The 23,819-nt window shown below is 65.6% G+C and carries 21 protein-coding genes, 1 tRNA gene and 1 pseudogene; 17 read left to right on the plus strand and 6 right to left on the minus strand.

Going from position 1 to position 23,819, the window contains the following annotated elements; translation table 11 throughout:
* Positions 1–352: 352 nt before the first annotated feature.
* Entirely contained in the window at positions 353–664 is a 312-nt protein-coding gene (locus tag AC1DQK_RS08805; protein ID WP_477869510.1) for a hypothetical protein, read from the plus strand.
* A gap of 86 nt (positions 665–750) precedes the next feature.
* On the opposite strand, the gene AC1DQK_RS08810 is transcribed toward AC1DQK_RS08805, so the two are convergent.
* The 5 genes and pseudogenes from AC1DQK_RS08810 to AC1DQK_RS08830 all read right to left on the minus strand — a co-directional run bounded on the left by AC1DQK_RS08810 (position 751) and on the right by AC1DQK_RS08830 (position 5,458).
* Entirely contained in the window at positions 751–1,134 is a 384-nt protein-coding gene (locus AC1DQK_RS08810; protein ID WP_477869512.1) for a DMP19 family protein, read from the minus strand.
* 346 nt (positions 1,135–1,480) lie between these two features.
* The gene (locus AC1DQK_RS08815; protein WP_477869514.1) at positions 1,481–2,722 is read right to left on the minus strand and encodes a hypothetical protein; all 1,242 of its coding nucleotides are present in this window, start codon (positions 2,720–2,722) and stop codon (positions 1,481–1,483) included.
* 304 nt (positions 2,723–3,026) lie between these two features.
* Complete coding sequence (locus AC1DQK_RS08820) at positions 3,027–4,226, minus strand: glycosyltransferase (RefSeq protein ID WP_477869516.1); 1,200 nt, start codon at positions 4,224–4,226, stop codon at positions 3,027–3,029.
* Between the two features lie 166 nt (positions 4,227–4,392).
* Positions 4,393–4,890: pseudogene (locus tag AC1DQK_RS08825) on the minus strand (magnesium chelatase domain-containing protein); the annotation flags it as partial.
* Between the two features lie 67 nt (positions 4,891–4,957).
* Positions 4,958–5,458, minus strand: coding sequence for a DUF3251 domain-containing protein (locus AC1DQK_RS08830; protein ID WP_477869518.1), 501 nt, complete (start codon positions 5,456–5,458; stop codon positions 4,958–4,960).
* Between the two features lie 210 nt (positions 5,459–5,668).
* Here AC1DQK_RS08830 and rpmH point away from each other — a divergent pair, with 210 nt between their 5' ends.
* The 6 genes from rpmH (at position 5,669) to AC1DQK_RS08860 (ending at position 9,535) form a co-directional block, all read left to right on the plus strand.
* On the plus strand, positions 5,669–5,803 hold the full coding sequence (gene rpmH, locus AC1DQK_RS08835) for a 50S ribosomal protein L34 (RefSeq protein ID WP_127744382.1): 135 nt from the start codon (positions 5,669–5,671) through the stop codon (positions 5,801–5,803).
* Positions 5,804–5,820: 17 nt separating this feature from the next.
* Positions 5,821–6,153 carry a ribonuclease P protein component gene (rnpA, locus tag AC1DQK_RS08840; protein WP_477869520.1) on the plus strand — a complete coding sequence of 111 codons (333 nt, stop codon included), beginning with the start codon at positions 5,821–5,823 and terminating at the stop codon, positions 6,151–6,153.
* Positions 6,150–6,362, plus strand: coding sequence for a membrane protein insertion efficiency factor YidD (gene yidD / locus AC1DQK_RS08845; RefSeq protein ID WP_477869522.1), 213 nt, complete (start codon positions 6,150–6,152; stop codon positions 6,360–6,362). The genes rnpA and yidD overlap by 4 nt, the downstream gene beginning before the upstream one ends.
* A 27-nt stretch (positions 6,363–6,389) precedes the next feature.
* On the plus strand, positions 6,390–8,123 hold the full coding sequence (gene yidC, locus AC1DQK_RS08850) for a membrane protein insertase YidC (protein WP_477869524.1): 1,734 nt from the start codon (positions 6,390–6,392) through the stop codon (positions 8,121–8,123).
* On the plus strand, positions 8,120–8,794 hold the full coding sequence (gene yihA / locus AC1DQK_RS08855; RefSeq protein ID WP_477869526.1) for a ribosome biogenesis GTP-binding protein YihA/YsxC: 675 nt from the start codon (positions 8,120–8,122) through the stop codon (positions 8,792–8,794). Before yidC ends, yihA begins: the two co-directional genes overlap by 4 nt.
* Before the next feature lie 66 nt (positions 8,795–8,860).
* A complete protein-coding gene (locus AC1DQK_RS08860; protein WP_477869528.1) occupies positions 8,861–9,535 on the plus strand; it encodes a glutathione S-transferase family protein in 675 nt (224 codons plus the stop codon).
* Positions 9,536–9,541: 6 nt separating this feature from the next.
* On the opposite strand, the gene AC1DQK_RS08865 is transcribed toward AC1DQK_RS08860, so the two are convergent.
* A complete protein-coding gene (locus AC1DQK_RS08865; RefSeq protein ID WP_477869530.1) occupies positions 9,542–9,991 on the minus strand; it encodes a cupin domain-containing protein in 450 nt (149 codons plus the stop codon).
* A gap of 51 nt (positions 9,992–10,042) precedes the next feature.
* Between AC1DQK_RS08865 and dapE the strand changes: the two genes are divergently transcribed.
* From dapE to AC1DQK_RS08915, 10 genes are all read left to right on the plus strand, one after another.
* The gene (gene dapE / locus AC1DQK_RS08870; RefSeq protein WP_477869532.1) at positions 10,043–11,176 is read left to right on the plus strand and encodes a succinyl-diaminopimelate desuccinylase; all 1,134 of its coding nucleotides are present in this window, start codon (positions 10,043–10,045) and stop codon (positions 11,174–11,176) included.
* A 42-nt stretch (positions 11,177–11,218) separates the two neighbouring features.
* A tRNA-Leu gene (locus tag AC1DQK_RS08875) sits at positions 11,219–11,303 on the plus strand.
* Between the two features lie 198 nt (positions 11,304–11,501).
* On the plus strand, positions 11,502–13,655 hold the full coding sequence (locus AC1DQK_RS08880; RefSeq protein WP_477869534.1) for a hypothetical protein: 2,154 nt from the start codon (positions 11,502–11,504) through the stop codon (positions 13,653–13,655).
* The gene (locus AC1DQK_RS08885) at positions 13,652–14,392 is read left to right on the plus strand and encodes a hypothetical protein (RefSeq protein ID WP_477869536.1); all 741 of its coding nucleotides are present in this window, start codon (positions 13,652–13,654) and stop codon (positions 14,390–14,392) included. The genes AC1DQK_RS08880 and AC1DQK_RS08885 overlap by 4 nt, the downstream gene beginning before the upstream one ends.
* Entirely contained in the window at positions 14,389–15,462 is a 1,074-nt protein-coding gene (locus AC1DQK_RS08890) for a GSCFA domain-containing protein (RefSeq protein ID WP_477869538.1), read from the plus strand. The genes AC1DQK_RS08885 and AC1DQK_RS08890 overlap by 4 nt, the downstream gene beginning before the upstream one ends.
* Positions 15,463–15,519: 57 nt before the next feature.
* A complete protein-coding gene (locus tag AC1DQK_RS08895; protein WP_477869540.1) occupies positions 15,520–16,698 on the plus strand; it encodes a sulfotransferase family protein in 1,179 nt (392 codons plus the stop codon).
* Positions 16,695–20,600: a glycosyltransferase gene (locus tag AC1DQK_RS08900; RefSeq protein WP_477869542.1), complete on the plus strand. Its 3,906-nt coding sequence runs from the start codon at positions 16,695–16,697 to the stop codon at positions 20,598–20,600. The genes AC1DQK_RS08895 and AC1DQK_RS08900 overlap by 4 nt, the downstream gene beginning before the upstream one ends.
* Positions 20,601–20,641: 41 nt before the next feature.
* Entirely contained in the window at positions 20,642–21,625 is a 984-nt protein-coding gene (locus tag AC1DQK_RS08905; RefSeq protein ID WP_477869544.1) for a M23 family metallopeptidase, read from the plus strand.
* An 88-nt stretch (positions 21,626–21,713) separates the two neighbouring features.
* Complete coding sequence (locus AC1DQK_RS08910; protein WP_477869546.1) at positions 21,714–22,946, plus strand: glycosyltransferase; 1,233 nt, start codon at positions 21,714–21,716, stop codon at positions 22,944–22,946.
* An 84-nt stretch (positions 22,947–23,030) separates the two neighbouring features.
* Positions 23,031–23,798 carry a cephalosporin hydroxylase family protein gene (locus tag AC1DQK_RS08915; RefSeq protein ID WP_477869548.1) on the plus strand — a complete coding sequence of 256 codons (768 nt, stop codon included), beginning with the start codon at positions 23,031–23,033 and terminating at the stop codon, positions 23,796–23,798.
* The last annotated feature ends 21 nt before the right edge of the window (positions 23,799–23,819 follow it).

Consider the following 23,819-nt stretch of genomic DNA (forward strand, 5'->3'; position numbering starts at 1 on the left):
ATCGCATAACAACCGGCTTTTCCGAGCGAGGAACGCTGACAGCGCGGCCAACGCTAGGAAGGCGACAGGAAACCCAACATATAAGATGTACTGCCCTGTAGCTGGATACCCCGGCACATGCTGCCTCATTATGCCGACGATGCCCTGGACGCCGCTCAGTAGGAGCAGCACCCAAATGAGGGCAACTAGGGCATTAGGAAGATCGGTCCAACGCACGCCCTAGCCTCAACGGTTATTCGCACGACCGCAAGGAGATCGGATGCGGTCGTTCGATCCGATCTGGTGCCGATTACCGGGGAGTTTTCACTCGGCCTCGGTGGTAAGCAGACGCTGCGTTGCCTAGTGTGCCGAGATGGCTGACGAAATAGACTGCTGGAACAGGCTGGGGTCGCATCTCGGCATTAACGTCACAGCTCCCGCTACAATCATGATCGGGACATCCCGCGTGACTTTTACCGCATTGCTGCCCCAGATCGGAGGGGAGAGCGGCATGATCGTTGACCCGGAATGGACAGTAATCGAACCCCATGCGGACATGCTCTGGAAGCTCGGATACGGCTATTCGGCCGTGAGCCTTGGGCTTGACGATGACTATGACAGTGCAAGAGAGATGCTGCGGGATTGGGGCTGGTCGGCCGCCGAGCAAGAGCCAAGCTGGTGGTAGCCCATTGACGGCGGTGGGTCGGCAGCCGCCGTTCCATCCATTCTGGGCAGGAATGACTGCTGGCGGATAGCAGATATCAAGCCACCTCAGTCAAGGCGGCTGTAGAAAGCCTCATTGGCGGCGACATGGCTTCCAAGCACCGTCATTAACTCACTGTCGGCCTCTTCGGTTAAAACGTCATACTCGTCCAAGCCATCGTGCCATTGAACTTCCAAGCGATGCCACCGCTCATCCTCGGTCGATGCGGGCAGCGGTGCTCCCAAACCCTGCAGAACGATTTGTAGCTGGTGGGCTGCTTTTCGGGCACCCAGAGCAGTGAGCGCATCGACGACCTCGATGGCGTCCAAGTAATGCGTTGAAGTCAGAAAGGAGTTTAGACCGCCATTGTTCGCCCCCGCCATGAAGAGGTTGGCGACCGCAGCGGCACGCTTGCTGCTTCCCAGTTCATATGAAGCTGGGCTGCTTTGCATTACGAAGTTGTTCCAAGCACGGTTTGAGCAGGTCGGCATAGCTCTTGCCTACAACGAAGTGCCCGTGCCCGCTACGGGTCGGTTGCTGCCGCTCAATCCGATCTGGTCCGGAATAACCGGGAATGAGCTGGGACCGATCCCTAGCTACCAGCGCGGATTGCGCCGTATCCGAAACCGCCGAAACATCGCCTGCGCTGGAGCATCGGTCTCCGGTGTCAGTCGTCCGGCCTCCCTTAGCCTGCCTTTCCACTCCGCAACGCCCTTGTCGGCGTTCCTAGCCGATATGGCCTTGCCTGCGGCCGTCCGGGCAGTGGATTGCTGCCACGGTCATATCTGCCGCATCCGTTCATTCTGGCGGCTCCCAGTTCGGATCAAGATTGAGCGGGGTCATGTCCACGACCGCGAGCTTGGCCATCGGTTCGATCGGCACGACCACGCCCTGTGCCGAAAGCGACCGTGGATCAACTGTGCCAACCTCCATCCTTGCGACCCGCTGCTCCGCGAGCTGTACTTGTCGATACCGGGCGCGGACCTCGATCTCAGCCTTGGCGTTCTCCTCCTTCATGGACACGACCGCACGAGCTTCCCCTATTTCAGCAGCGGCCTGCTCCGGGGTCATGCCTCGTTTCAAGAGGCGTGCCATCTCTGTCCGCTCCGGCGAAGCCAGCCATGCGTCGAGCTTGCCGCTCGCCCAACACTCGGCGAAATGGTCTATGAACGATACAAAGAAACCGACCGTGGGCACCTTTGGCGGCTTGCTCTTAGTCATCCACCGAAGCTGTTTGAGGATCACCCCCGACCAGTTACGCACGGACCAATCGACAAAGTCACCGAAGGTAATCTGCTTGGCGTTGGCCCAAGCAACCATCTTTTGCCCGATCAGGCCCTTGTTCTTGGTGGTCCACGGGGTGTGGCCTATCGCCGGGTATGCGTCGATCAGCGCGAGCCGCCAGCGGGTCTCCAGCGCAGCGACCGTATCCTTGCCGCTGGCCTTGCGCTCGGCGGCGGCGCGGTGGGCGGCGGTGGCAGCTCCTAACTTTCCCCGGACAGTTTCTGTGGACCCGGCAACCCCGTGAAGCGAACGCGGAACGGTATAGTTTTCTTTCTCCCGATTTCTTTCTCCCCGATTTCTTTCTCTCGTGTCGCTGTCAGAGACGGGGATAGTCTCACGGTGAGACGGGGTAGTCTCACTTTGAGACGGGTCACGGGGGCGTTCTGGGATGTCGAGTTTCCTCGATGACCAGTCCAAATTGATCGAATAAACCTTGATTTCCTTGCCTTCCGGGTGGTCGTGGCGGGCAATAATGCCCTTGCGCTCCAACGAGGCCAGTGCCCGGAACAGGGTCGCCCGGCTCATGTTGAGCCCCGTATAGAGCGCGTCGCCCTCCAACATCCGTCTCGTGCTGAACGTGGCGCGGGTCTTCCCCCAGCCGATCGTCCGATCGGCGATCATCATAGCTAGGATAAGCTCGAAGCTGTTGAGGCACCCACCCCACTCTCGGATGATCCGCTGATAAACCTGCAAGCACGATGGCTCGGTCGGCGTCGTTTCACGGTGTGCCGAGATCGGCACGACATTGCTTTCCATTATATCTGCCCCACATCAAAGATGCCGCCCAGTCGTCGTGGGTGGGGCCACACCAGACCGGGCGGCATCCAGCTTTCGCTAGTAGCAAGATAATTAATCGTGAGAACGTTTCAATATATTTCGAGTGCAACTAGTTGCAACGGCGATTATTTGGTATTTCTATGAAATTATTGAGAAATTATTTATAGAAGAGAAGACATTTTTTGTCAACGTAGTGCGAAGATGTACTTTCGGTTATAATTCATATCGTCTCAACCCACATTGAGCGATGGCGATGATACTTCCCTTTTGCGGTCATCGCATTTCAGCTTGGGTCAGCGGTGCGGGACGTGGGTACGCTCAAGGCACGTGCCATGATCTGGTAATGATGATCGGCGGTGCCCTGCCAGTCATAGCGTTCCGAATGATGCCGGATCAGGGCACGATCCCATTGTCGGGACATGGCAGAGCGGATGCCCTCTGTGATGGCCGCAGTCGTCCTCGCCTTGAACAGCAAGCCGATCTTGGGGTCGGTGACCACCTCGGGCGCTCCCCACACGGGCGTTGCCGCGATCGGCGTGCCGCAGGCGAGGGCTTCCAATAGCACATTAGAGATGCCCTCATATTTGGAGCAGCTCACCAGCAGATCGGACGCACCGAGTAGCGTTGCGAGGTGGGCTTGATCGACCGGGCCAATGAACGTCACCCTGTCCGTTGCTCCCAGCTCGTAGGCTAGCTTCATCAGCCGATCTCGTTCAGGGCCATCGCCGACGATCATCAATTCTGCATCTGGTATCGCGGATACCGCCTCTATCGCGAGGTGATGGCCCTTGTTTTCGAGAGCATGGCCGACCGAGATCACCGTGAAGCGTCTCAGGCCCAAGCCTTGGCGGAGGGTGTGGCGGTCCTCTGGCGGGCTGAACATCTCATGGTCCACGCCATGCTCGACAACCGAGAGCTTTTCCGGCGCGACGCCGCAGCCGGTCAGCTCATCGACAAGAGCTTGGCAGACCGCTGTCGTCGCGATGGACCGTCGCACCGCCCACCTGATCATCGCGCCGGGCATGGCCTGATGTGCGATCTGGCTGGCGTCGGTGCCGAGAGCAGTCAGCATCACCGGCTTACGGAGGCAGAGGCCCACCAGACAGGCGGCGACGCCATCCGGATAGAGATAATAAGCGTCGATGACATCCGGGTCGAAGCCTGATCGTCTGATGCTCCGGATCGAACGCAGCGCGGCGGACGCGATGCTGAACGGGGTGAGCCACATGCTGATCTTCGGCACCATAAGATACCGCATGAAACGCACCCTGATACCTGCCGCTTCATCCTCGCGGGGTGTTTGGGCGAGCTTAGCATAGCTGCCGAAGATTGGCGCTTTGAAGGGGAACCACGGAACCGGCGCTATCACTCGCAGCTCCACGCCCGGCACGCACGACAAGTGCTTTAGCCGGTGCTTGAGGAAAATGCCGTTGCCCGGTCGAGAACCACTCGGAAAGAGGTTGGTGAAGGCGAGTATCTTCAACTTTGAGCCCATCCAGCTTTCTTATGGACAACCGCGCTCTGCCCCAGAACCGGGAGGAGAGGCGTCATCCGGCTCTCTCCAAGATGTTGGCGGACGTGCCCGCCCAGCGTGATATCGATATGCAGGCACGTTTTTCACGTGCTGGCTGATCTTCGCGGCGTAGCGTGAAGTGGCCGATCAGTGCGAGCAGATCGGGCGCCGCCACCACTTCGATCGAGCCGGCCCAGGCGGCTTCGGACCCCTGCGCCGAAGGGCAGACGAGGCCCAGGTCGCGTTCGGACGCGTGCAGGGCGGCGAGCAGTACGCCCGGCGCCGGGGCGACGCGGCCGTCGAGCCCGAGTTCGCCGACGACGACATAGGAGGCCAGCGTCTCGGCATCGATCACGCCCATCGCGCCGAGCAGCCCCAGCGCGATCGGCAGATCATAATGCGCGCCCTCCTTCGGCAGGTCGGCGGGCGACAGGTTCACGGTGATCCGCTTGGGGGGCAGCGCGAGTCCGATCGCGGACAGCGCCGCCCGCACCCGCTCCCGGCTCTCGGCAACCGCCTTGTCCGGCAGCCCGACTACCACGAAGGCCGGCATCCCCGGCGCGACCTGCACCTGTACTTCGACGGCGCGGGCCTCCAGCCCCAGAAATGCGACCGTCGCGACATGCGCCACCATAGACCAGCCCCCGATGTTCCCGGGCTGTTCTATCGGCGGGGGTGAAAGGATTGTCGAGGTTTTTCGGCTATTGGCTGAGCAGGTCCACCTGGCCGCTGTCGAAGGCCGAGAGCTTCACCCAGCCAAGCGAGGTCGGCGCGACGCCAGGAAGATCGATGCTATACTGATGCCAACTGCCGGCCGGCAGCGGCTCCGGCGCCACGAAATTCAGCGACTGCACCGTGCTGGGCGTCATCGGCGAGCCCTTGGCGTCGTTCGAGCCCCATTCGACCTTCGCCGTCATGCCGCTGAGCCGCGCCGTGGTCGGATTGCCGAAATCCAGCACGATCCGCGAGCCGCCGGCATAGGGCTGGACATCGGCGAGCGCCACCGCCACTCGGCCGAAATCGGTGGCGAGAAGGCCATAGCCGGTCTGACCCGGCTTGAGGGTAATCGCCTGGTGTTCGCCGATCGACTGCTCGACCTTGGCGAGACGATCCTCCATCGCCTTCAGCCGATCGTCGACCTTCGAATGGCAGGCGCTGAGCGCCGGTAGCAGCATGAGCAGGCAGAGGGCGGAACGGCGCATGTCGGTCTCCAGGCTACGACTGTGTTGCGCCTCCGAACGCATGCGAAACGAAAAGGAGCCATCGGCCGAAACGAATTCTGCCGTGGTCTTGTCGATCGCCGGCGCCGTGCACATTGATTGACTCGCGCCGGGCTTTTGCCTAAGCGCGCTCTCGTTAGCGGCTGCCACTTGTTCGGCGGCCCTTTTGTTTTGAATTTGAGGCGAGATACGATGAAGCGCACTTTCCAGCCGAGCAACCTGGTCCGCAAGCGGCGCCACGGTTTCCGTTCGCGCAGCGCCACCCCCGGTGGCCGCAAGGTGCTGGCCGCTCGCCGTGCGCGCGGCCGCAACAAGCTGTCCGCCTGAACGCGACTCCGTATGCGGTGCTTCGGCGCCGTGCGGATTTTCTGGCGGCGAATGGCGGCCGGCGGGCGCCAATGCCCGGTTTCGTGCTGCTGGTAAGGCCGCGCGGCGATGACGATCCCGTCATGCGCCTGGGCATCACCGTGACCAAGAAGATCGGCAATGCGGTCGTCCGCAACCGCATCAAGCGACGCTTCCGCGCGCTCGCTCGCGAGCTGCTGCCGATCGCCGGCATAGCCGGTGCCGATCATGTCCTGATCGGCCGCTCCGGTGGTCTCGACAATGATTTCGCCGATCTGCGCGCGCAGCTGCTGAAAGCGTTGGGGAAGATTTCGCCGAGGCCGCTGGCGTGATCGGACGGGTCATCATCCTGCTGGCGAAGGCCTGGCAGAAGGGCCCATCGCTGATCCTGCCGCCGACCTGTCGCTACGTGCCGAGCTGTTCGGCCTATACGATCGAGGCCGTCTCGCGCTATGGCGCGCTCAAAGGCGGATGGCTCGGGCTCCGCCGGATTTGCCGATGCCACCCCTGGGGTGGCTCGGGCCATGATCCGGTACCCTGAACATCGACAGTTTTCCGGGAGTTTTTGGTGGATAACCAGCGCAACATGATCCTCGCGATCGTTCTGTCGGCGATCGTCCTGTTCGGATGGACCGCGCTCAGCGACCGGTATTTCCCGGTAGCCAAGCCGCCGGTCACCAAGATCGAAGGCGGCAAGGAGCAGGTGCTGCCCCAGCCCGGCGCCGGCCCCGTCGCGGAAACGGCGGGCGCGATTCGCGCGCGCGCGGTCGTGTTGCGCGATACGCCGCGTATCGCGATCGATACGCCGAAGATCGCCGGTTCGATCAACCTCAAGGGCGCGCGGATCGATGATCTGGTGCTCAAGGCCTATCGCGAGACGGTGGCGAAGAATGCACCGCCGATCCGATTGCTGTCTCCCAATGGCGCGCCGAGCTCCTATTATGCCGGTTTCGGCTGGACCGGTGACGGTGTCGACGCACCCGGCCCGAACACCCTATGGACCGCCACCGGCCAGAAACTCACGCCCTCGACGCCCGTAACCCTGAGCTGGACGAACAGCCGCGGGCAGCGCTTCGAAACGGTGTTCGCGGTCGATGCGAACTACATGTTCACGGTCACGCAGAGGCTGATCAACAGCGGCGCCAGCGCCGTCGCCGCCCGGCCTTACGGGCTGGTCTCCCGCGAGGGGATTTCCCGCGATCCGTGGAGCTGGACCAATCGCGTCGGTGCGATCTCCAAGGCCAACGACCGCACGGTAGACTTCGTCAAGGCGCAGGATCTCGACACCGCAGGAACCGCCGGCTCGCGCTTCGCCAGCACGGGCGGCTGGCTAGGCTTCAGCGACAAATATTGGCTGACGGCGATGGTGCCCGATCAGCGTTCGCCGGTGGAAGCCGGTTTCCTGTCGCCGTCGCCGCATGTCTATCAGGCGGTCCTGACCGGTCGCCCGGTCATTATCGCACCCGGCAAGGCGGCCTCGGTCAGCCAGCATTTCTTCGCCGGCGCGAAGGAAGTGAAGCTGCTCGACAATTATGAAGCGACGCTGGGCATCGAACAGTTCGGCCGCGCGATCGACTGGGGCTGGTTCCGGGTGATCGAGAAGCCGATCTTCTGGGTGCTCGATCAGGTGTTCAAGCTGGTCGGCAATTTCGGCGTGGCGATCATCATCCTGACCTTCCTGGTGCGCGGCCTGATGTTCCCGATCGCGCAGAAGCAGTTCCGCTCGATGGCCGGCATGCGCCGTGTGCAGCCGAAGATGAAGGAGCTGCAGGAACGCTACAAGGACGACAAGCCGCGGCTCCAGCAGGAGATGCTGAAGCTTTACCAGGAGGAGAAGGTCAACCCGCTCGCGGGCTGCCTGCCGATCCTGGTCCAGATCCCGGTCTTCTACGCGCTCTACAAGGTGCTGATGGTGACGATCGAAATGCGCCACCAGCCCTTCATCCTGTGGATCCGCGATCTGTCCGCGCCCGATCCGCTCCACATCCTGAACCTGTTCGGCCTGCTCGACTTCACCCCGCCGGCCTTTCTCGGCATCGGCGTGCTGGCGCTGCTGCTCGGGGTTTCGATGTGGCTGCAGTTCCGGCTCAACCCGCAGCCGATGGAGGCGGCACAGCAGCAGGTGATGTCGCTGATGCCGTGGATCATGATGTTCGTCATGGCGCCGTTCGCCGCTGGGCTGCTGGTCTACTGGATCACCTCGAACTTCCTGACGATCGCGCAGCAGGCATGGCTCTACAGCAAGCATCCGATGATGGAGACGCCAGCCTCTGCGGCCGTCGTGACCGTGAAGAAAAAATGAGCGACGACGGACCCCCTGAGGTTCCGATCGAGGATCTGATCGAGCCCGCGCGCAAGCTGTTCGCGGGACCGGTCAGCTTCCTGAAGTCCGCACCCGACCTGAAGTTCCTGCCCGACGCCGACGCGCCCGAGGTGGCCTTCGCCGGCCGCTCGAACGTCGGCAAATCGTCGCTGCTCAACCGGCTGACCAACCGCAACAGCCTCGCCCGGACCTCGAACACGCCGGGCCGGACGCAGGAGCTCAACTTCTTCGATGTCGGCGCACCCGAGGAGGGCGCCGTGCCGGTGATGCGGCTGGTGGACATGCCCGGCTATGGCTTCGCCAAGGCGCCCAAGGACATGGTCCGCAAGTGGCGATTCCTGGTCAACGACTATCTCCGCGGCCGCGTCGTGCTGAAGCGCGCCCTGGTGCTGATCGACAGCCGCCACGGCATCAAGGACGTCGACCGCGAGGTCATGACGATGCTCGACAAGGCCGCCGTCACTTATCATGTCGTCCTGACCAAGGCGGACAAGATCAAGGCCAGCGAGCTGGCGGCAGTGACCGCGGAGACCGAGGCCGAGGCCCGCAAGCATGTCGCCGCTCATCCGCGCCTGCTGGTGACGTCGAGCGAGAAGGATTTTGGCATCGCCGAGCTTCGCGCCGCGATCCTGGAGGCGATCTCTTCCTGAGCCCAATGGGTGGGAAAGCCGCCAATCCTGAGCTAAGGGGCGTCGCATCCACCATGGAGGCTCGCCATGACGCTCAAGCTCTATATCGGCAACAAGGTCTATTCGAGCTGGTCGCTGCGCGGCTGGCTGGCGGTGAAGCAGGGGGGCCTGCCGTTCGAGGAGGAGGTCGTCTCGCTCTATGGCGACGACTGGGACGTCCGTCGCCAGGCGCCCGAGTTCGCCGCTTCCAACGGCAAGGTGCCGGTGCTGTGGGACGGCGACGCCGCCGTCTGGGAGAGCTTGGCGATCATCGATTATCTGGCCGACAGGGTCGGGCGCGACCGCTTCTGGCCGGCGGCCGACAAGGCGCGCGCGCTCGCGCGCTCGATGGCGGCCGAGATGCACGCCGGCTATACCGCCCTGCGGTCCCAGCACACGATGAACATGCGACATGTCTATCCGCCGGAACCGCTCACGCCCGAGGTGGCCGCCGATGTCCAGCGCATCACCTCGCTGTGGGACCAGGCGAAGGAACAGTTCGGCCAGGGCGGCGATTATCTGTTCGGCGCGTTCGGCGCGGTCGACATCATGTTTGCCCCGGTGGTCACCCGCTTCCGTACCTATTCGATCCCCCTACCGGCGCTGGCGTCGGACTATTGCGCGGCGGTCTGGGACCATCCGTTCATGGTCGAGTGGAGCGCAGGCGCCGCAGGCGAGCATTGGGTGATCGACAAGTTCGAACGCGCGGCGGAGAAGGCGTAGCTGGCATCAAAATTCCGAGCCGTCCTTGCGCACCTGGCGGCCCTTGGTGGCGTCGAGGTGCATGTCGATGTCGGGATAATGGCAGTCGGTCGCTGAGGGACGGCCGACCGCGATGAACACGCAATCGGCGTCGCTCTCGTTGATCAGGTGATGGCCGTTGGGGTCTCTCTTGGGATAGGCGATGCAATCGCCCGGGCCGATCGGCGTCCGGCCCTTGTCGTCGACCAGCACAGCCTGGCCCGACAACATCACCACAAACTCGTCCTCCCCCTCGTGCCAGTGGCGCTGGCCAGACCACGCACCCGGCTTCAGCGTGACGTGGCTGACGCCGAAATCGATCAGCCCCGCCGCGGGGGCAAGGCGGCGATACCAGCGATCCTGAACGACGCCGGCGTAGATCGGCGGGTAGCCGGTGCCGTTGGTCTGGGGGATCGTATCGAGATCGATCTTCGGCATCGGGGTCTCACGGCTCTTTGCATAACGGACGCGCGACGCTAGGCGGGCGACATGGTGAACGCAATCGACCCCGTCGCGCTGACCAAGCGCCTGATCGCCTGCCCGAGCGTGACGCCCGCCGATGCCGGCGCGATGGCGGTGATCGCCGAGGCATTGGAGGCGATCGGCTTCACCGTCCATCGCTTCGCCGCCGGCGAGGCTCCCGACGGCCCGGTCGAGAATCTGTTCGCGACGCGCGGGCAGGGCGCGCCGCACTTCGCCTTTGCGGGGCATAGCGATGTGGTGCCGCCGGGCGACGGCTGGCATGGTGATCCCTTCGTGCCGGAGCTTCGCGGTGATCTGCTCTACGGCCGTGGCGCGGTCGACATGAAGGGCGCGATCGGCGCCTTCATCGCCGCCGCGGCGCGTCTCGACGAGCAGCCGGGCACGCTCAGCCTGATCATCACCGGTGACGAGGAAGGCCCCGCCACCCACGGCACCGTGGCGCTGATCGACTGGATGAACCAGCGCGGCGTCCGCCCCGACCTCTGCCTCGTCGGCGAACCGACATCGACGCACCGGCTGGGCGACATGGTCAAGATCGGCCGGCGCGGATCGGTCAATATCTGGATAGAGAATGGCGGCGCGCAGGGCCATGTCGCCTATCCGCATCTTGCCGACAATCCGATCCCGGCGCTGGTGAAGGCGCTCGATGCCCTGGCCGGTCTGCACCTCGACGACGGCAACGCCTGGTTTCAGCCGTCGAACCTCGAGATTACGACCGTCGATGTCGGCAACGGCGCGACCAACGTGATTCCGGCGGTGGCGAAGGCGCGCATCAACATCCGCTTCAACGACGAGCATACGGGCGCACAGCTGGTCGAACTGGTGCGCTCGACGGTGGCGGCGAACGCCCCCGCCGCGACGATCCGCGCGGTGATCTCCGGCGAGAGCTTCATCACCCCGCCGGGCGATTTCTCGGCGCTGATCTCGAACGCCATCGTCAAGGCGACCGGCCTCACCCCGGAGCTGTCGACCACCGGCGGCACCTCCGACGCGCGCTTCCTGTCGCGGCTCTGCCCGGTGGTCGAGTTCGGCCTGTGCAACGCGACGATGCACAAGCTGGACGAGGCCGTGGCCATCGCCGATCTCCACGCGCTGACCGATATCTACGAAGCGATCATTCGCTCGGCGCTGGCGCGCTGAGCGGTTGCACGCCGCGATCGAGGCGTTATAGCTCAGCGCCGTGCGGGCGTGGTGAAACTGGTAGACGCGCCGGACTCAAAATCCGGTTCCGCAAGGAGTGTCGGTTCGATTCCGACCGCCCGCACCATCCGCATGGGCAAAACTTTGTGCCCTTCTGCGCTTTCGCGCTTGCTTTGTCGGGGCGAAGGGCTAAACCAAGAAGGTCATTAGTCAGAATCCTCCAGAGAATAACCCGGCCTAACAGCCGGGTTATTCGATTCTGGAGAACTGGCGGATTTCCGCGCCCTGCTCGATTCGTCCGGTATCCGCTGCTAAGGCATTGGCGATGGCTTCATTTGTCTTCTGGCGGGAACCGGCCGCTTCCGGGCTCGAGCCCGGCGATCTTCATTCACTGCTGTCGCGCGAAGTCCATATCGCCCCCGAATCGACCGTCCGCGGCAGGGTCGAAACGGCTTTGGGCCGCTGGCATTTCGCCATCTTCGCGACTCGCACGCACTTCTACTCGACCGCTCAGCAGCTATGGCAGCAGCCCGGCCAGGGTGTGTGCGTCATCCATGGCTTGATCTGGCGTATCGTTTCGGGACGGCCGATGCTGCTCGATGCCGCGGCGGTGGCACAGTTGCTCGATCATCCCGGCGCGCCATGGCCTGACGACATCGCCGGGGAATATGCCGTAGCGCGGCTGCATCCCGACGGAACGCTCACCGCCTTCTCCGATCAGGCGGGGCTTCATCAGCTGTTCCATGGACCCGCCGAAACGCCGGTGCTGGCCAATCGCGCCGGGCTGGTAGCGGCAGTGCTCGGCGACCGAATGGCCGATCCGTCAGGCCTGACCTGGCTCGCCGCGATCGGTTATCGCGTCGGCACCGCCACCGCCTATCGCGCGGTGACGCAACTCGCGCAGGAGCAGCTGTTGAGCTTCGGGCCGGACGGCATGGCCAGCCATCCGTCAGCATCTCCGATCGTCCGCTTCGAGGAGGGGCGCGGCTGGTCACCGGCGCTCGATGCCATGCTCGGCGAGGGGATCGCCCAGGCCCAGGCGGCGATCCAGCTCGGCATCGCCGCGGACGGGCCGATCGACCTGCCGATTACCGGCGGCAAGGACAGCCGGGTGATCCTCGCCTTGTGCCTGGCGAGCGGTCTCAAAGATAGGCTGCGGCTGTTCACCCGAGGCTATGCAGGGCATCCCGACGTGATTGCCGGCGCGGGCATCGCCGCGGCGCTGGGCCTTCCCCATCGGCGCGAGCCGCCGCATGGCAGCGATGAACCGGCGCACTGGACGGTCGAGCGCTTCTTCAACAAGCTGATGGCGCAGAGCTGGCAAACCGACGGCATGGTCGGCGGGTGGGACCTGATCCTCGGCGAGCGGATCGCCACCGAGACGCTGATCACCGGTCATATGGGCGAAGTGCTCAAGGCCTATTCGAAGAAGCCGCTGCCGGCAGAAGGGCTCGATCCGATCGCGATGGTGCGGCTGCAGGCGCCGTTCGATCCGATGGGCATATTACGGGCCGAGGCGCGCGAGGCGCTCGCGGTGCAGCTTGCCGGACAGATGGAACAGTCACGGCGCAACGGCGCGTCCGAGGCGGATCTTCCCGACCTCTTCTACTACCGCAATCGCATACCCAATTGGCTCGGGGCGATCCGGGCGATCAAATCGTTCGAGCGCCAGCCGGTGGTGCCGCTCGGCGCGCCGGCGCTGCTGCGGCTCGCCTTCCGGCTGACGCCAGAGGAGCGCAAGATCGAGCTCCTCCATTATCGGATCATCGAGCGTTGCGCCCCGGAATTGCTGGCGCTGCCCTTTGCGTTGCAGCGCTGGGATGCGCAGCTGGGCCCGGACGCGCCGCAGACCGATCCCGTCCTGCCGGGCGCGGGGGCGCCGCCGGTGTTTGGCAACTGGCAATTCTCGATCAACCATGTTCCGGCAATCCGTGCCGCACTTGCCGCGACGATCGAAGCGCAAGGCGATCTGGCGCTATGGCAATCGGTCGATCGCGACGCCGTGCTCAATCGGCTGCGCAATCGGCGGCTGGACTATTTCGACGGGATCAGCATGCTGGGCCTGGTGGTGGCGATGTTCCAGGAGAGCGGGATGGTACAACCGGCGAAGGTCGGCGGTCCGGCCCTCGCGCCTCGAATGTCGGCCTTCCCGCGGCCGGCGGTGGATGGCTGCCTCGATGACGTCCGCGCCGACGGCGACACGGTGATCTTCGAAGGCTGGGCGCATGCCCGCGCCTTTCCCGCAGCGCAGCTTGCCATCGAGGCGCGGCTGGGGCGGGAAACGCTCGGCGTGGCGGTCGCCGATCGCGATCGGCCTGATCTGGTGCCGCACGGCTTTGGTGACGGACGGCATGGCTTCTCGTTGGCGGTGCCGCGCGAGCGGCTGCGTGCGGCCGCGGCCGGTGCGTCGTCGGTAGAGATCGCGATCTTGCCGTTCGATAGCGACCATGTCCTCGGCGGGGCCACCGTCGTGCCATGAGCCGGGCCATCCTCGTCATAGGCCAGAGCCATGTCGCGGCGATCAGAGCGGCGGCGAAGATAAGGCGCGAGGCCGATCCCGAGCGGCTGCGGACCCGCGTGATCCACACGATCGAACCGCAATATGCGCCCGAACTGGTCGGCGACGGCGACGAGGCCAGGTTCGCTCCCGCGCTGGCGGAGGCAATCGGCGATCAGATCACGCGGCACGACCCGCTGGTCGCATCGGCCAGCGGCGGCAATGTCCACAACGGCTTCGCGCTCATTCGCCACCCCCGACCTTATGACTTCCTGCTGTCCGGCGAGGACGGGCCGCCGCTCGATCCCGAAGCCGAGCCTCTTTCGGAGGCGCTGGTCCGCGCTGCCCTGGAGAACGGACTGGCGCGCGATCGAGCCCGGCTGCGTGCGATAAGGCGGATGGCCGGCGCTGCCATCCAGCTCGAGTCCCCACCGCCATTGGCCGACAGCGCCGCTATCGCCGCACAGGCCGATGCCTATTTCAAGGATCGCGGCATCGCGGCGCTGGGCGTCGCTTCGCCGAGATTGCGCTACAAGATATGGCGGCTCCATTCGCGCATTATCGCCGGCTATTGCGCCGAACTGGGGCTGGGCTTCCTGCCCGTTCCGCGCGAGACGCAGGATGATAACGGCTTCCTGCTGCCGCATCTTGCCGGTGATGCGACCCATGGCAATGCCGCCTATGGCGAAGCGGTGATCCGCGGATTGGAGGCGATGTGACGTCCCATCCCTATCGCGACATGCCCGCCACGGCGTTCTGGCGCCGCTCGGTGGCTGGCAAAGGCCCGGCGATCGATCCGGTCGCGGGCGCTTTCCTCACCCTCGCCCGCGAGGACAAGGTCGCGACCGCGGGAAGCTGCTTTGCGCAGAACATCGCCCGCCACCTGAAGAACAGCGGCTTCGATTTCCTGGTCACAGAGAGCGCGCACCCGATCGTGCCGCCGCATGTCGCGGAGCGCCACGGCTATGGCCTGTACAGCGCGCGCTACGGCAATATCTACACTGCCCGGCAGCTGCTCCAGCTGTTCGACCGGGCCTATGGCGCCTTCACCCCGGCCGAGGATATCTGGCCCGCGCCCGGCGGCAGCGGCCTGGTCGACCCGTTTCGCCCGACCATCGAGCCGGGCGGCTTCGCGAGCGAGGCCGAACTGCGCGCCGATCGTACCCATCACCTGTCCCGCGTCCGGGAGATGTTCGAGACGCTCGACGTCTTCGTCTTCACCCTGGGGCTGACCGAAGGATGGGTGTCGACAGTCGACGGAGCGGTGTTTCCGCTTTGTCCCGGCGTGTCGGGCGGGGTGTTCGACGCCGGCCGCCACCGCTTCCACAATTTCCGGACTGGCGAGGTCGTGAGCGATCTCGCCGCCTTCATCGCGCGGCTTCGCGGCGTCAATCCGGGTGCGCGCATCATCCTCACCGTCTCGCCGGTGCCGCTGGCGGCGACGGCGAGCGGCAACCATGTGCTCGCCGCGACCACCTATTCGAAGTCGGTGCTCCGGGCCGCGGCGCAGGAGATCGCCGAGGACCATCCCGGCGTCTTCTACTTCCCCTCCTATGAGATCATCACCGGCGCTCCCGCGGGTGCGCGCTACTTCGCCGAGGACCTGCGCAACGTGACCGAGGAAGGGGTGGCGCACGTCATGTCGGTGTTCCTGCGCCACGCCGCCGGCATAGAGGCGCCGGCACCGGCGACTTTAAAGGCGGAAGCGCCCGATGCGACCGTGGCCGCCGCGCGGCGATGGGTCGAGGTCATGTGCGACGAAGCCATGCTGGACGCGCCCGACGAATAGTCTTCCCCGGTCCGGCCATAGCCGCTAACCGTCGCCGCGACGGCAACGGAGACGAGATTGGGGCGGCCCGACAACAGCCAAGCGCGCACCGCGATCCTGGTGCTCGGCATGCATCGCAGCGGTACTTCCGCGCTCGCGCGGCTGATCGGCCATCTCGGCGCGGCGCTGCCCGCCGATGCGATCGACGCGCACGCCGACAATGCGCGCGGCTATTGGGAGTCGGAGGCCATCGTGAAGGCCGACGACCAGCTTTTGCGGGTCGCCCGTTCCAGCTGGTTCGATCCGCGTCCGCTCGATCTCTCCAGGCTCGATGCTTCGGCACTACGCTCGCGCAAGGACCGGATCTGGGAGGCCGTGACGGCCGCGTTCGGCGACGCGCGGCTGATGGCGATCAAGGATCCGCGCCAGTGCCGGTTCGTGCCGACCATCGTCGAGACCTTGGCCGAGCATGGCATCGCCGCGCGCGCGGTGCTGATGCTGCGCAACCCGGCTGCGGTCGCCCGGTCGATCGCCAGCCGCGACGGCACCACCTCGGCCTTCGCGCATCTCCTGTGGCTGCGGCACATGATGGAGGCCGAGCGCGCCAGCCGCAGCCTCATGCGCACGGTGATAGACTTCGACGCGATGCTCGGCGACTGGCGTGATGCCGCTCGCCGGCTGCTGCCGTTGACCGGCGGTGAGATGCCGGAGGGCGAAACGGCGGAGGCGATCGACAATTTCCTCGATCCGGCGCTGCGCCACCATGGCGATGCAGCGTCGAACCTGGAGCAGCCCCTTGGCGCTATCGTCGAGGCGGTGCGGCATGGGCTGGAGGCCATGCTCGACCGCGACGACGAGGCGGCTCGCGCAGCGCTCGACGCCGCCTATGCGCGGCTCGATGCGGTTCCGTGGCTTGCCGACGACATCATACATGACGAGTTGCGCCACCGCCGGACGGGTGCTGCGGAGATCCCCGCCACGCCCGCCGAGCCGCATAACGTCACGCCCCCACCGCAGTCGATGCCCGCGCCGACCCCGCCGCATGCCGAGGCGGTGGCGATGATCCGCGACAGCGGGCTGTTCGACGAGGCCTGGTATCTCGCCAGCTATCCCGACGCGGCGAGCAGCGGGCTCGACCCGATCGAGCATTATCTGACGATAGGCGCGGCCAGGGGCGATAATCCGCACCCGCTGTTCGACACTGGCTTCTACGCGCGGCAGATGGCGCGGCGGCTCGCGGCGGGAGGCGGGCGATGAAGGCCGCGCTGGTCCTGCACCTCTTCTATCCGGAGGTGGCGGTCGAGCTGATCGATCGGGTCGCGGCGCTGGGCGCAGCGGTCGATATCTTCGTCACCCATAGCGTCGTCCTCGACGAGAGCGTGCTGGCCGCACTCGACCGGCTGCCGCGCAAGGCGGAGCTGGTCGCAGTCGGCAACCGCGGGTGGGACATCGGCCCGCTGTTCGAGCTGCTGCCGATGCTGGCCGAGCGCGGCTATGACCTGATCGGCAAGCTGCACACGAAGAAGGGCGGATCGGGCTATGCGCCCGAGTGGCGCCAGCTTGCCTATGACGGCATGATCGCGTCGCCGGCGCTGGTCGACGACGTCGTTGCCGCATTCGCCGCGCATCCCGATCTCTCGCTGCTCGGACCGAAGCCGCTCTACAAGTCGGTGGCGAGCCACCTGTTCCGCAATGCCGAGCTGCTGTCGGATCTGGCGCCGCACCTCGTGGCGCCGGCCTATCCGCCTGCCGACTGGGGCTTCTTCGCCGGCACCTTCTTCTGGGCGCGCCGCACGCTGCTGGAGAAAGTCGCTGCGCTGGCCGATTTCGGCGAGGCCGGGACGATCAGCCAGCAGCGCGACGGCGCGCTCGGCCACGCGGTGGAACGGCTGTTCGGCCTCGCTCCACTTGGGCTGGGTGGCAAGATCGGGCTGGTCGAGGATGGCTGCATCGAACTCGTCCAGGCGCCGGGCGCACCGTCGCACGAGCCGGTGATCCAGACCCTCGTCGATGCGGCGGGGCTGGGCGTCGGGCCGCCCGATGCCGATCTGTCGGCGCTGATCGCGACCCATAATCCGCTGATCGACTATATCCGCCGTGGCCGCGAGGCCGACGCGCTCGATCCCAACCTCTATTTCTCGAGCAGCTGGTACAACAGCATCCACGCCGACGTGCATGCGGCGGGCATGCATCCGCTCCACCATTATATCCATCATGGCGCGGCCGAGGGCCGCTCGACCGGGCCGCTGTTCGACGGTGTCTTCTACCGCAAGAGCTATGACGATGTTGCAGGCGATCCGCTGCAGCATTTCCTGGAAATCGGCGCGGCCGAGGGCAGGCTGGCGATCCCGGTCAGCCGGCCGCGCTACGAGACATCCGACGAGCGGCCGCGGCGCTTCTACCGGCATTTCGACATCGCCCGCGAAGAAGCCTTCCTGCGCGAGATGACTGGCCTGCCCGAAACGGTACGGCGCGACGCCGACGAGACGCTGATCAGCGTCGTCATGCCCGCCTATAACCGGGCCGACCGCATTGCCGCCGCCATTCGCTCGGTGCTCGCGCAGAGCCATCGGCATTTAGAACTGCTGGTGGTCGACGATGGCTCGACCGACGGTACTGCCGAGATCGCCGCCGCCTTCGCCAGCGATCCGCGCGTGCGCGTCATCAAGGGCGCCCATGGCGGCGTCAGCGCCGCTCGCAACCTTGGTCTTGAGGCCGCGGCCGGCGAGATCGTCGCTTATCTCGACAGCGACAACAGCTGGAAGAGCTGGTTCCTCGACGTAATGGCGCTGTTCATGACGTCGCAGCGCCTGGACGTCGCCTATTCGGGGATCGCGCTGCGCGACGAGCTCAACCAGCTGACCGGCTATCGCGGCGACGACTTCGACTGGGAAGCCTGCCTCGCCGAGAATTATGTCGACCTCAACGCCTTCTGCCATCGCAGGGCACTGGTCGACCAGCTCGGCCTGTTCGATCGCAATCTGCGGCGGATGGTCGATTGGGACCTGATCCTGCGCTACGGCAAGGACCGGCCGGTCGGCTATGCGCCGTTCGTCGGCTGCGAATATCACGACGCCAAGAGCGACCGGGGCCGGATCACGGTGAGCGAGCCTGCTGCCTTCCAGGCACTGGTCCGCGTCAAGAACAAGCTGGGGCTGCCGACCGGGCGCGACGCGCACGCACTGGCGGCGCAGCTGAAGCTCAACGTCGCGATCAAGATCGCCGCGCCCGAGGACGAGAAGGCGGCGTGGGGCGATTATCATTTCGCGGAGAGCCTGGCGGCGGCGATCGAGCGGCTCGGTCACCGCGCGCGGATCGACTTCCGCGGCGGCTGGCATGGTCATCCCATCGCCAGCGAGGATCTGGTGATCGTGCTGCGCGGGTTGATCGGCTATGAGCCGCGCGCCGGCCAGATGGCCTTCCTGTGGAACATCAGCCATCCCGACCAGGTCGGCTTCGACGAATATGACCGCTACAGCCGGGTCTATGCCGCGTCGGAATCCCACGCGGCGCTGCTCGCGCATGTCGTCCGGCCGCCGGTCGCGGCGATGCTGCAGGCGACCGATCCCGAGCGCTTCCACCCCCGCGATGCCCCGCCCGCGCCGGATGTGGTGTTCGTCGGCAATTCGCGCGGAGTCGAGCGCGACATCGTCCGCTGGGCGATCGAGGCCGGCAGGCCGCCCGTCATCTATGGCGATGGCTGGGAAGGGCGCGTGCCGCCCGGACTGGTGCGGGCGAAGAATATCGACAATCGCGATCTCGGCGCACTCTACGCATCGGCGGGCGTGGTGCTGAACGACCATTGGCCATCGATGCGCGCCTTCGGGCTGCTTTCGAACCGGCTGTTCGATGCCGTCGGCAGCGGGGGCAGGGTGGTTTCCGATCCGGTGCCGTCGATGGCATCCGTGTTCGGTGATGCGGTGGCGCAGGTCTCCGGCCCGGCCGAGCTGGCGGCGGCGGTCGACGAGATGCTCGCACGGCCGCACGATCCGAAGGCGGCGCAGCTTGCGGCCGCCTATGTCCATGAAGAGCATGGCTTCGATGCGCGCGCCCGCAGCTTCGTCGGCGACGCCTTCGCGATCCTCGGCCTGCCGTCGCCATTCCCGCCGCCCGCGCCCGACTTCGACGATCGGCTGCGGGTCCATGTCGTCGCCCGGCACAGTACGATCGGACCGCAGAGCTCGGCCTATATCCGCCTGGTCGCGCCGCTGACCGACGAGAGCGTCGCGCAGCGCGTGCGCCTGACCCTGGGCGCGCCCGAAGATCCGGTTCCGGACTGCGACGTCTGCATCGTCCAGCGCACCGCATTGCCGTCGGTCGCCGCGGTCGACGCCGTGGTGCGGCGGCTGGGCGAACTCGGCGCGGCGCTGGTGGCCGATGTGGACGACGCCTTCACCCTTATCGATGCGGACCATCCCGAGCACGGCCTGTATCGCCCGCTCAATGCGGCCCTCGATCGCGTGATCGCGGCGTCGGCGGAAACATGGTTCTCGACGCTCGAGCTCGCCCAGGCCTATGCCCGGCTGACGCCGCGCAGCGCGATCGTCGCCAATGCGCTCGATCCCCGGCTGTGGCGCGACTGGCGGGCTCAGCGGCCCGCCCCCTTCTCGGGCGACAAGGTCCGCATGGTCTATATGGGCACGCACACCCATGGCGCGGATTTCGCCATGATCCGCCCGGCGCTCGACGCGCTGCATGCCGAGCGCGGCGATGCCTTCGACCTGACCGTCATCGGCATCGATCCCGATCTGGCGTCGGCGCCCTGGCTGCACCGGCTGGTGCCATCGGCGGAGGATGTCAGCTATCCCCGCTTCGTGCGCTGGCTGCGGGCGCAGGGACCGTTCGACCTGGGTCTGGCTCCGCTCGCCGACAATGCGTTCAATCGCTGCAAGTCGGACATTAAGGCTCTGGACTATGCCGCGCTCGCCATCCTCCCCCTGCTCAGCGATGGCCCCGCCTATCGTGCCGATCCGCTGCTCGGCCGGCATGCGCTGTTCGTCGATGCGGCGGGCTGGCTCGATGCGCTGCGCGCGGTGCTGGACGATCGCGGGGAAGCCGCGCGCCGTGCGCTCGCTGCGCAGGCCTATGTCTGGGACAAGCGCAGTGTCGCCGCCACCGCTTCTGCGCTGGTCGATCGGCTCGAGACGCTGCGGCGATAGCCGGGCGCATCGACGCGAATGCCGGCGGGCAGGCCGGTGACATGAGGCTCGGCCTGCTGCCTCTTGCTGCGCTGCCTTTCCTGCTCGCAGCCGATGGCGATCTCCCGCAGCTGGCCCTGCCGATCGCCTGCAGGATCGGCCAGAACTGCGCGATCCAGCATTATGTCGATATCGACCCGACGCCCGGCATAGGCGACTATCATTGCGGCGCCCGCACCTATGACAAGCATGACGGCACCGATTTTCGGATCAGGAGCATGGCCGATGCCCGCCGCGGCGTCGCCGTGCTGGCGGCCGCGGACGGTACGGTGCTCAGCCTGCGGGACGGCATGCCCGACATATCGGTGAAGATCGCCGGCCCGGCCTCGGTCGCCGGCCGGGAGTGCGGCAACGGCGTGGTGATCGACAACGGATCGGGCGTGCAGACCCAATATTGCCACATGCTGCGCGGCAGCCTGGCGGTGAAGCCGGGGCAGGCGGTGAAGGCCGGCACGCCGCTGGGCAAGGTCGGCATGTCCGGCGACGCCGAGTTCCCGCATCTTCATTTCATCGTCCGCCAGGCGGGGAAGGCGATCGATCCCTTCGCTTATGGAGCGAAGCCCGGCGCGTGCGGCGGCGGACGCAACCTGTGGGCGCCGTCTGCCGGACTGGCCGACGCGTATCGGGCGGGGGAAGTGCTCAATTCAGGCTTTGCGACCGGACCCGTGGCGATGGCTGCGGTCGAGGAGAATGGCGCCGACCAGCTGCCGCGCCCGAGCCGGGATGCGCCCGCGCTCGTCGCCTTCGTCCGCGCGATCGGCCTGCAAGGCGGCGACGTCCAGATTCTCAGCCTCGCCGCGCCCGACGGCACCATATTGTCGGAGAATCGCGCCCAGCCGCTTGATCGCAACAAGGCGCAGTGGCTGATCTTCGCTGGCAAGAAGCGGCCGGCAGCGGGCTGGCCGGCCGGGCGCTATGCCGCGCATTATGTGGTGATGCGGGGTGGAAAGACGGTAATCGAGCAGCGGTTCGCGGTGGTGCTCTAACGCAAGCCCGGCCTAGTCAATCGCCCCGTCCGCCGCTAACGCAGGGTCATCGATGGCGCTTCGAACTTGGTGGAGGAACGGGCCGTCCATGGCGAGCCGCAACATCCTGATCATCCACCAGAACTTCCCCGGCCAGTTCGTCCATATCACGAAAGCCCTCCTCGAGCGCGGCGACAGGGTGGTCGCGATCGGTGGGCCGACGGCGAAGCCGATGGACGGGGTGCCGCTTGCGCGCTGGCAGGCCGGGCGTGGATCGACTCCGGATATATTCTATCAGGCCGTGCGCGCGGAGGCGGATATGATTCGTGGCACCGCCGCAGTGCGTGCTGCCGCCGAGCTGAAGCAGCGGGGCTTCGTTCCCGATCTCGTGATTGCGCACCCGCAATGGGGAGAGACACTGCATCTGCGCAGCGTCTTCCCCGATGCGCCGCAGATCCTGCTGGGCGAGCTCTATTATCAGGCGAAGGGGCTCGACACCGATTTCGATCCGGAATTCGACGCGCTGAACTTCGGTGAAAACCTGCGCATCCACGCCAAGAATGCGACCCAGGCGCTGGCCTTCTCGACCGGCAGCCGGATCGTTTGCCCCACGCCTTTTCAGGCCAACAGCTTTCCGCCCGTCTTCCAGCCGATGATCGACATCATCCACGAAGGCATCGACACCCGACGCGCGCGCCGCCGTCCCGACGCGGTGCTGGATCTCCCGAACGGACGCCGCCTTGACGCATCCACGCCGGTCATTACCTTCATCAATCGCCGCTTCGAGCGGTTGCGCGGTTTCCATGTCTTCATGCGCGCGCTGCCGGAATTCCTCGCCGCCTGTCCCGACGCGCATGTCGTGCTGATCGGCGATGAAAAGGGGGTTTCCTACGGCCAGGTGCTGCCCGATGGCCAGGAATGGAAGGATCGGATGCTCGCGGAGGTCGGCGACAGGCTCGATCCTGACCGGGTTCATTTCCTTGGTTATGTCGAGCACAGCCGGATGATCGACGCGCTGTCGATCTCCTGGGCCCATGTCTATTATACCTATCCGTTCATCATGTCCTGGTCGCTGCTAGAGGCGATGGCGTGCGAGTGCCTGATTCTGGGTTCCGATGTCGCGCCGGTGCGGGATGCGGTGACGAACGGCGTCGATGGCGTGCTCAACGACTTCTTCGATATCGGCGCACTGACCGCGGCGATGGTGCGCGCCGTGCGCGAGCCGGCGGCATTTCTCGCCATGCGCAGGGCCGCGSGGGAGMCCGCGGTCTCCCGCTTCGACAGCCGCGGCGTCGGGCTGCCCGCGTGGATGGCGGTGATAGACCAGGTCGCATCCGGTTGACCGCCACTGATGCGCTTACTGCTTCATCAAAGCGGCAAGTGTGGATAATGGGGTGGCCATGACGACATTTGGAAGGACCGAGTTTTGATCACGACCATCGACGAGGAGCAGGGCATCGTCATCGTGCGCGATGGCGATAGCGAGGTTCGCCACAGTCTTGCGACCGCCGAGGGCTTCGACGCGGCGTCGCGCGCCTGGGTGCGGGCGACTTGGGATTCCAAATATGTCTACAGCTTCGCCTGGATGGGCCGTCCGATCATCCAGCTGCCCGAAGACATGATCCGCCTGCAGGAGGTGATCTGGGCGCTCAAGCCCGATGTGCTGATCGAGACGGGGGTTGCCCATGGCGGCTCGCTGATATTCTATGCGTCACTGTTCGAGGCGATGGGCAAGGGGCGCGTCGTCGGCATCGACATCGAGATCCGCCCGCATAATCGCGACGCGATCGAGGCCCATCCGATGAAGAAACGCATCGAACTGCTCGAAGGATCGTCGACCGCGCCCGAGATCGTTGCGCAGGCTGCGGCGCTGGTGAAGCCCGGCGAAACGGTGCTGGTGGTGCTCGATTCGAACCACAGCAAGGGCCATGTGCTCGACGAGTTGCGCGCCTATGCCCCCTTGGTCGGAATCGGCAGCTATATCGTCGCGACCGACGGCATCATGGAACAGGTCGCCGGCGGACCGCGTACCGAGGCGGACTGGACCTGGAACAACCCGAAACAGGCGGCGCACGCCTTCGTCGCCGAAGACCCGCGCTTCGTGATCGAGGAGCCAGCCTTCCCGTTCAACGAGGGCGCCGTCGCCAAGCGCGTGACCTATTGGCCCGATGCCTTCGTCAAGCGCATCGCCTGACGAGCTCCACGGGGGACCGAC

The organism is Rhizorhabdus sp. P4_G5, from assembly GCF_056401065.1.

Coding starts and splice junctions, on each gene's coding strand:
- AC1DQK_RS08805 (WP_477869510.1), top strand. CDS start 353: ATGGCTGACGAAATAGACTGCTGGAACAGGCTGGGGTCGCATCTCGGC.
- AC1DQK_RS08810 (WP_477869512.1), bottom strand. CDS start 1,134: ATGCAAAGCAGCCCAGCTTCATATGAACTGGGAAGCAGCAAGCGTGCC.
- AC1DQK_RS08815 (WP_477869514.1), bottom strand. CDS start 2,722: ATGGAAAGCAATGTCGTGCCGATCTCGGCACACCGTGAAACGACGCCG.
- AC1DQK_RS08830 (WP_477869518.1), bottom strand. CDS start 5,458: ATGCGCCGTTCCGCCCTCTGCCTGCTCATGCTGCTACCGGCGCTCAGC.
- rpmH (WP_127744382.1), top strand. CDS start 5,669: ATGAAGCGCACTTTCCAGCCGAGCAACCTGGTCCGCAAGCGGCGCCAC.
- yihA (WP_477869526.1), top strand. CDS start 8,120: ATGAGCGACGACGGACCCCCTGAGGTTCCGATCGAGGATCTGATCGAG.
- AC1DQK_RS08860 (WP_477869528.1), top strand. CDS start 8,861: ATGACGCTCAAGCTCTATATCGGCAACAAGGTCTATTCGAGCTGGTCG.
- AC1DQK_RS08865 (WP_477869530.1), bottom strand. CDS start 9,991: ATGCCGAAGATCGATCTCGATACGATCCCCCAGACCAACGGCACCGGC.
- dapE (WP_477869532.1), top strand. CDS start 10,043: ATGGTGAACGCAATCGACCCCGTCGCGCTGACCAAGCGCCTGATCGCC.
- AC1DQK_RS08880 (WP_477869534.1), top strand. CDS start 11,502: ATGGCTTCATTTGTCTTCTGGCGGGAACCGGCCGCTTCCGGGCTCGAG.
- AC1DQK_RS08885 (WP_477869536.1), top strand. CDS start 13,652: ATGAGCCGGGCCATCCTCGTCATAGGCCAGAGCCATGTCGCGGCGATC.
- AC1DQK_RS08900 (WP_477869542.1), top strand. CDS start 16,695: ATGAAGGCCGCGCTGGTCCTGCACCTCTTCTATCCGGAGGTGGCGGTC.
- AC1DQK_RS08905 (WP_477869544.1), top strand. CDS start 20,642: ATGAGGCTCGGCCTGCTGCCTCTTGCTGCGCTGCCTTTCCTGCTCGCA.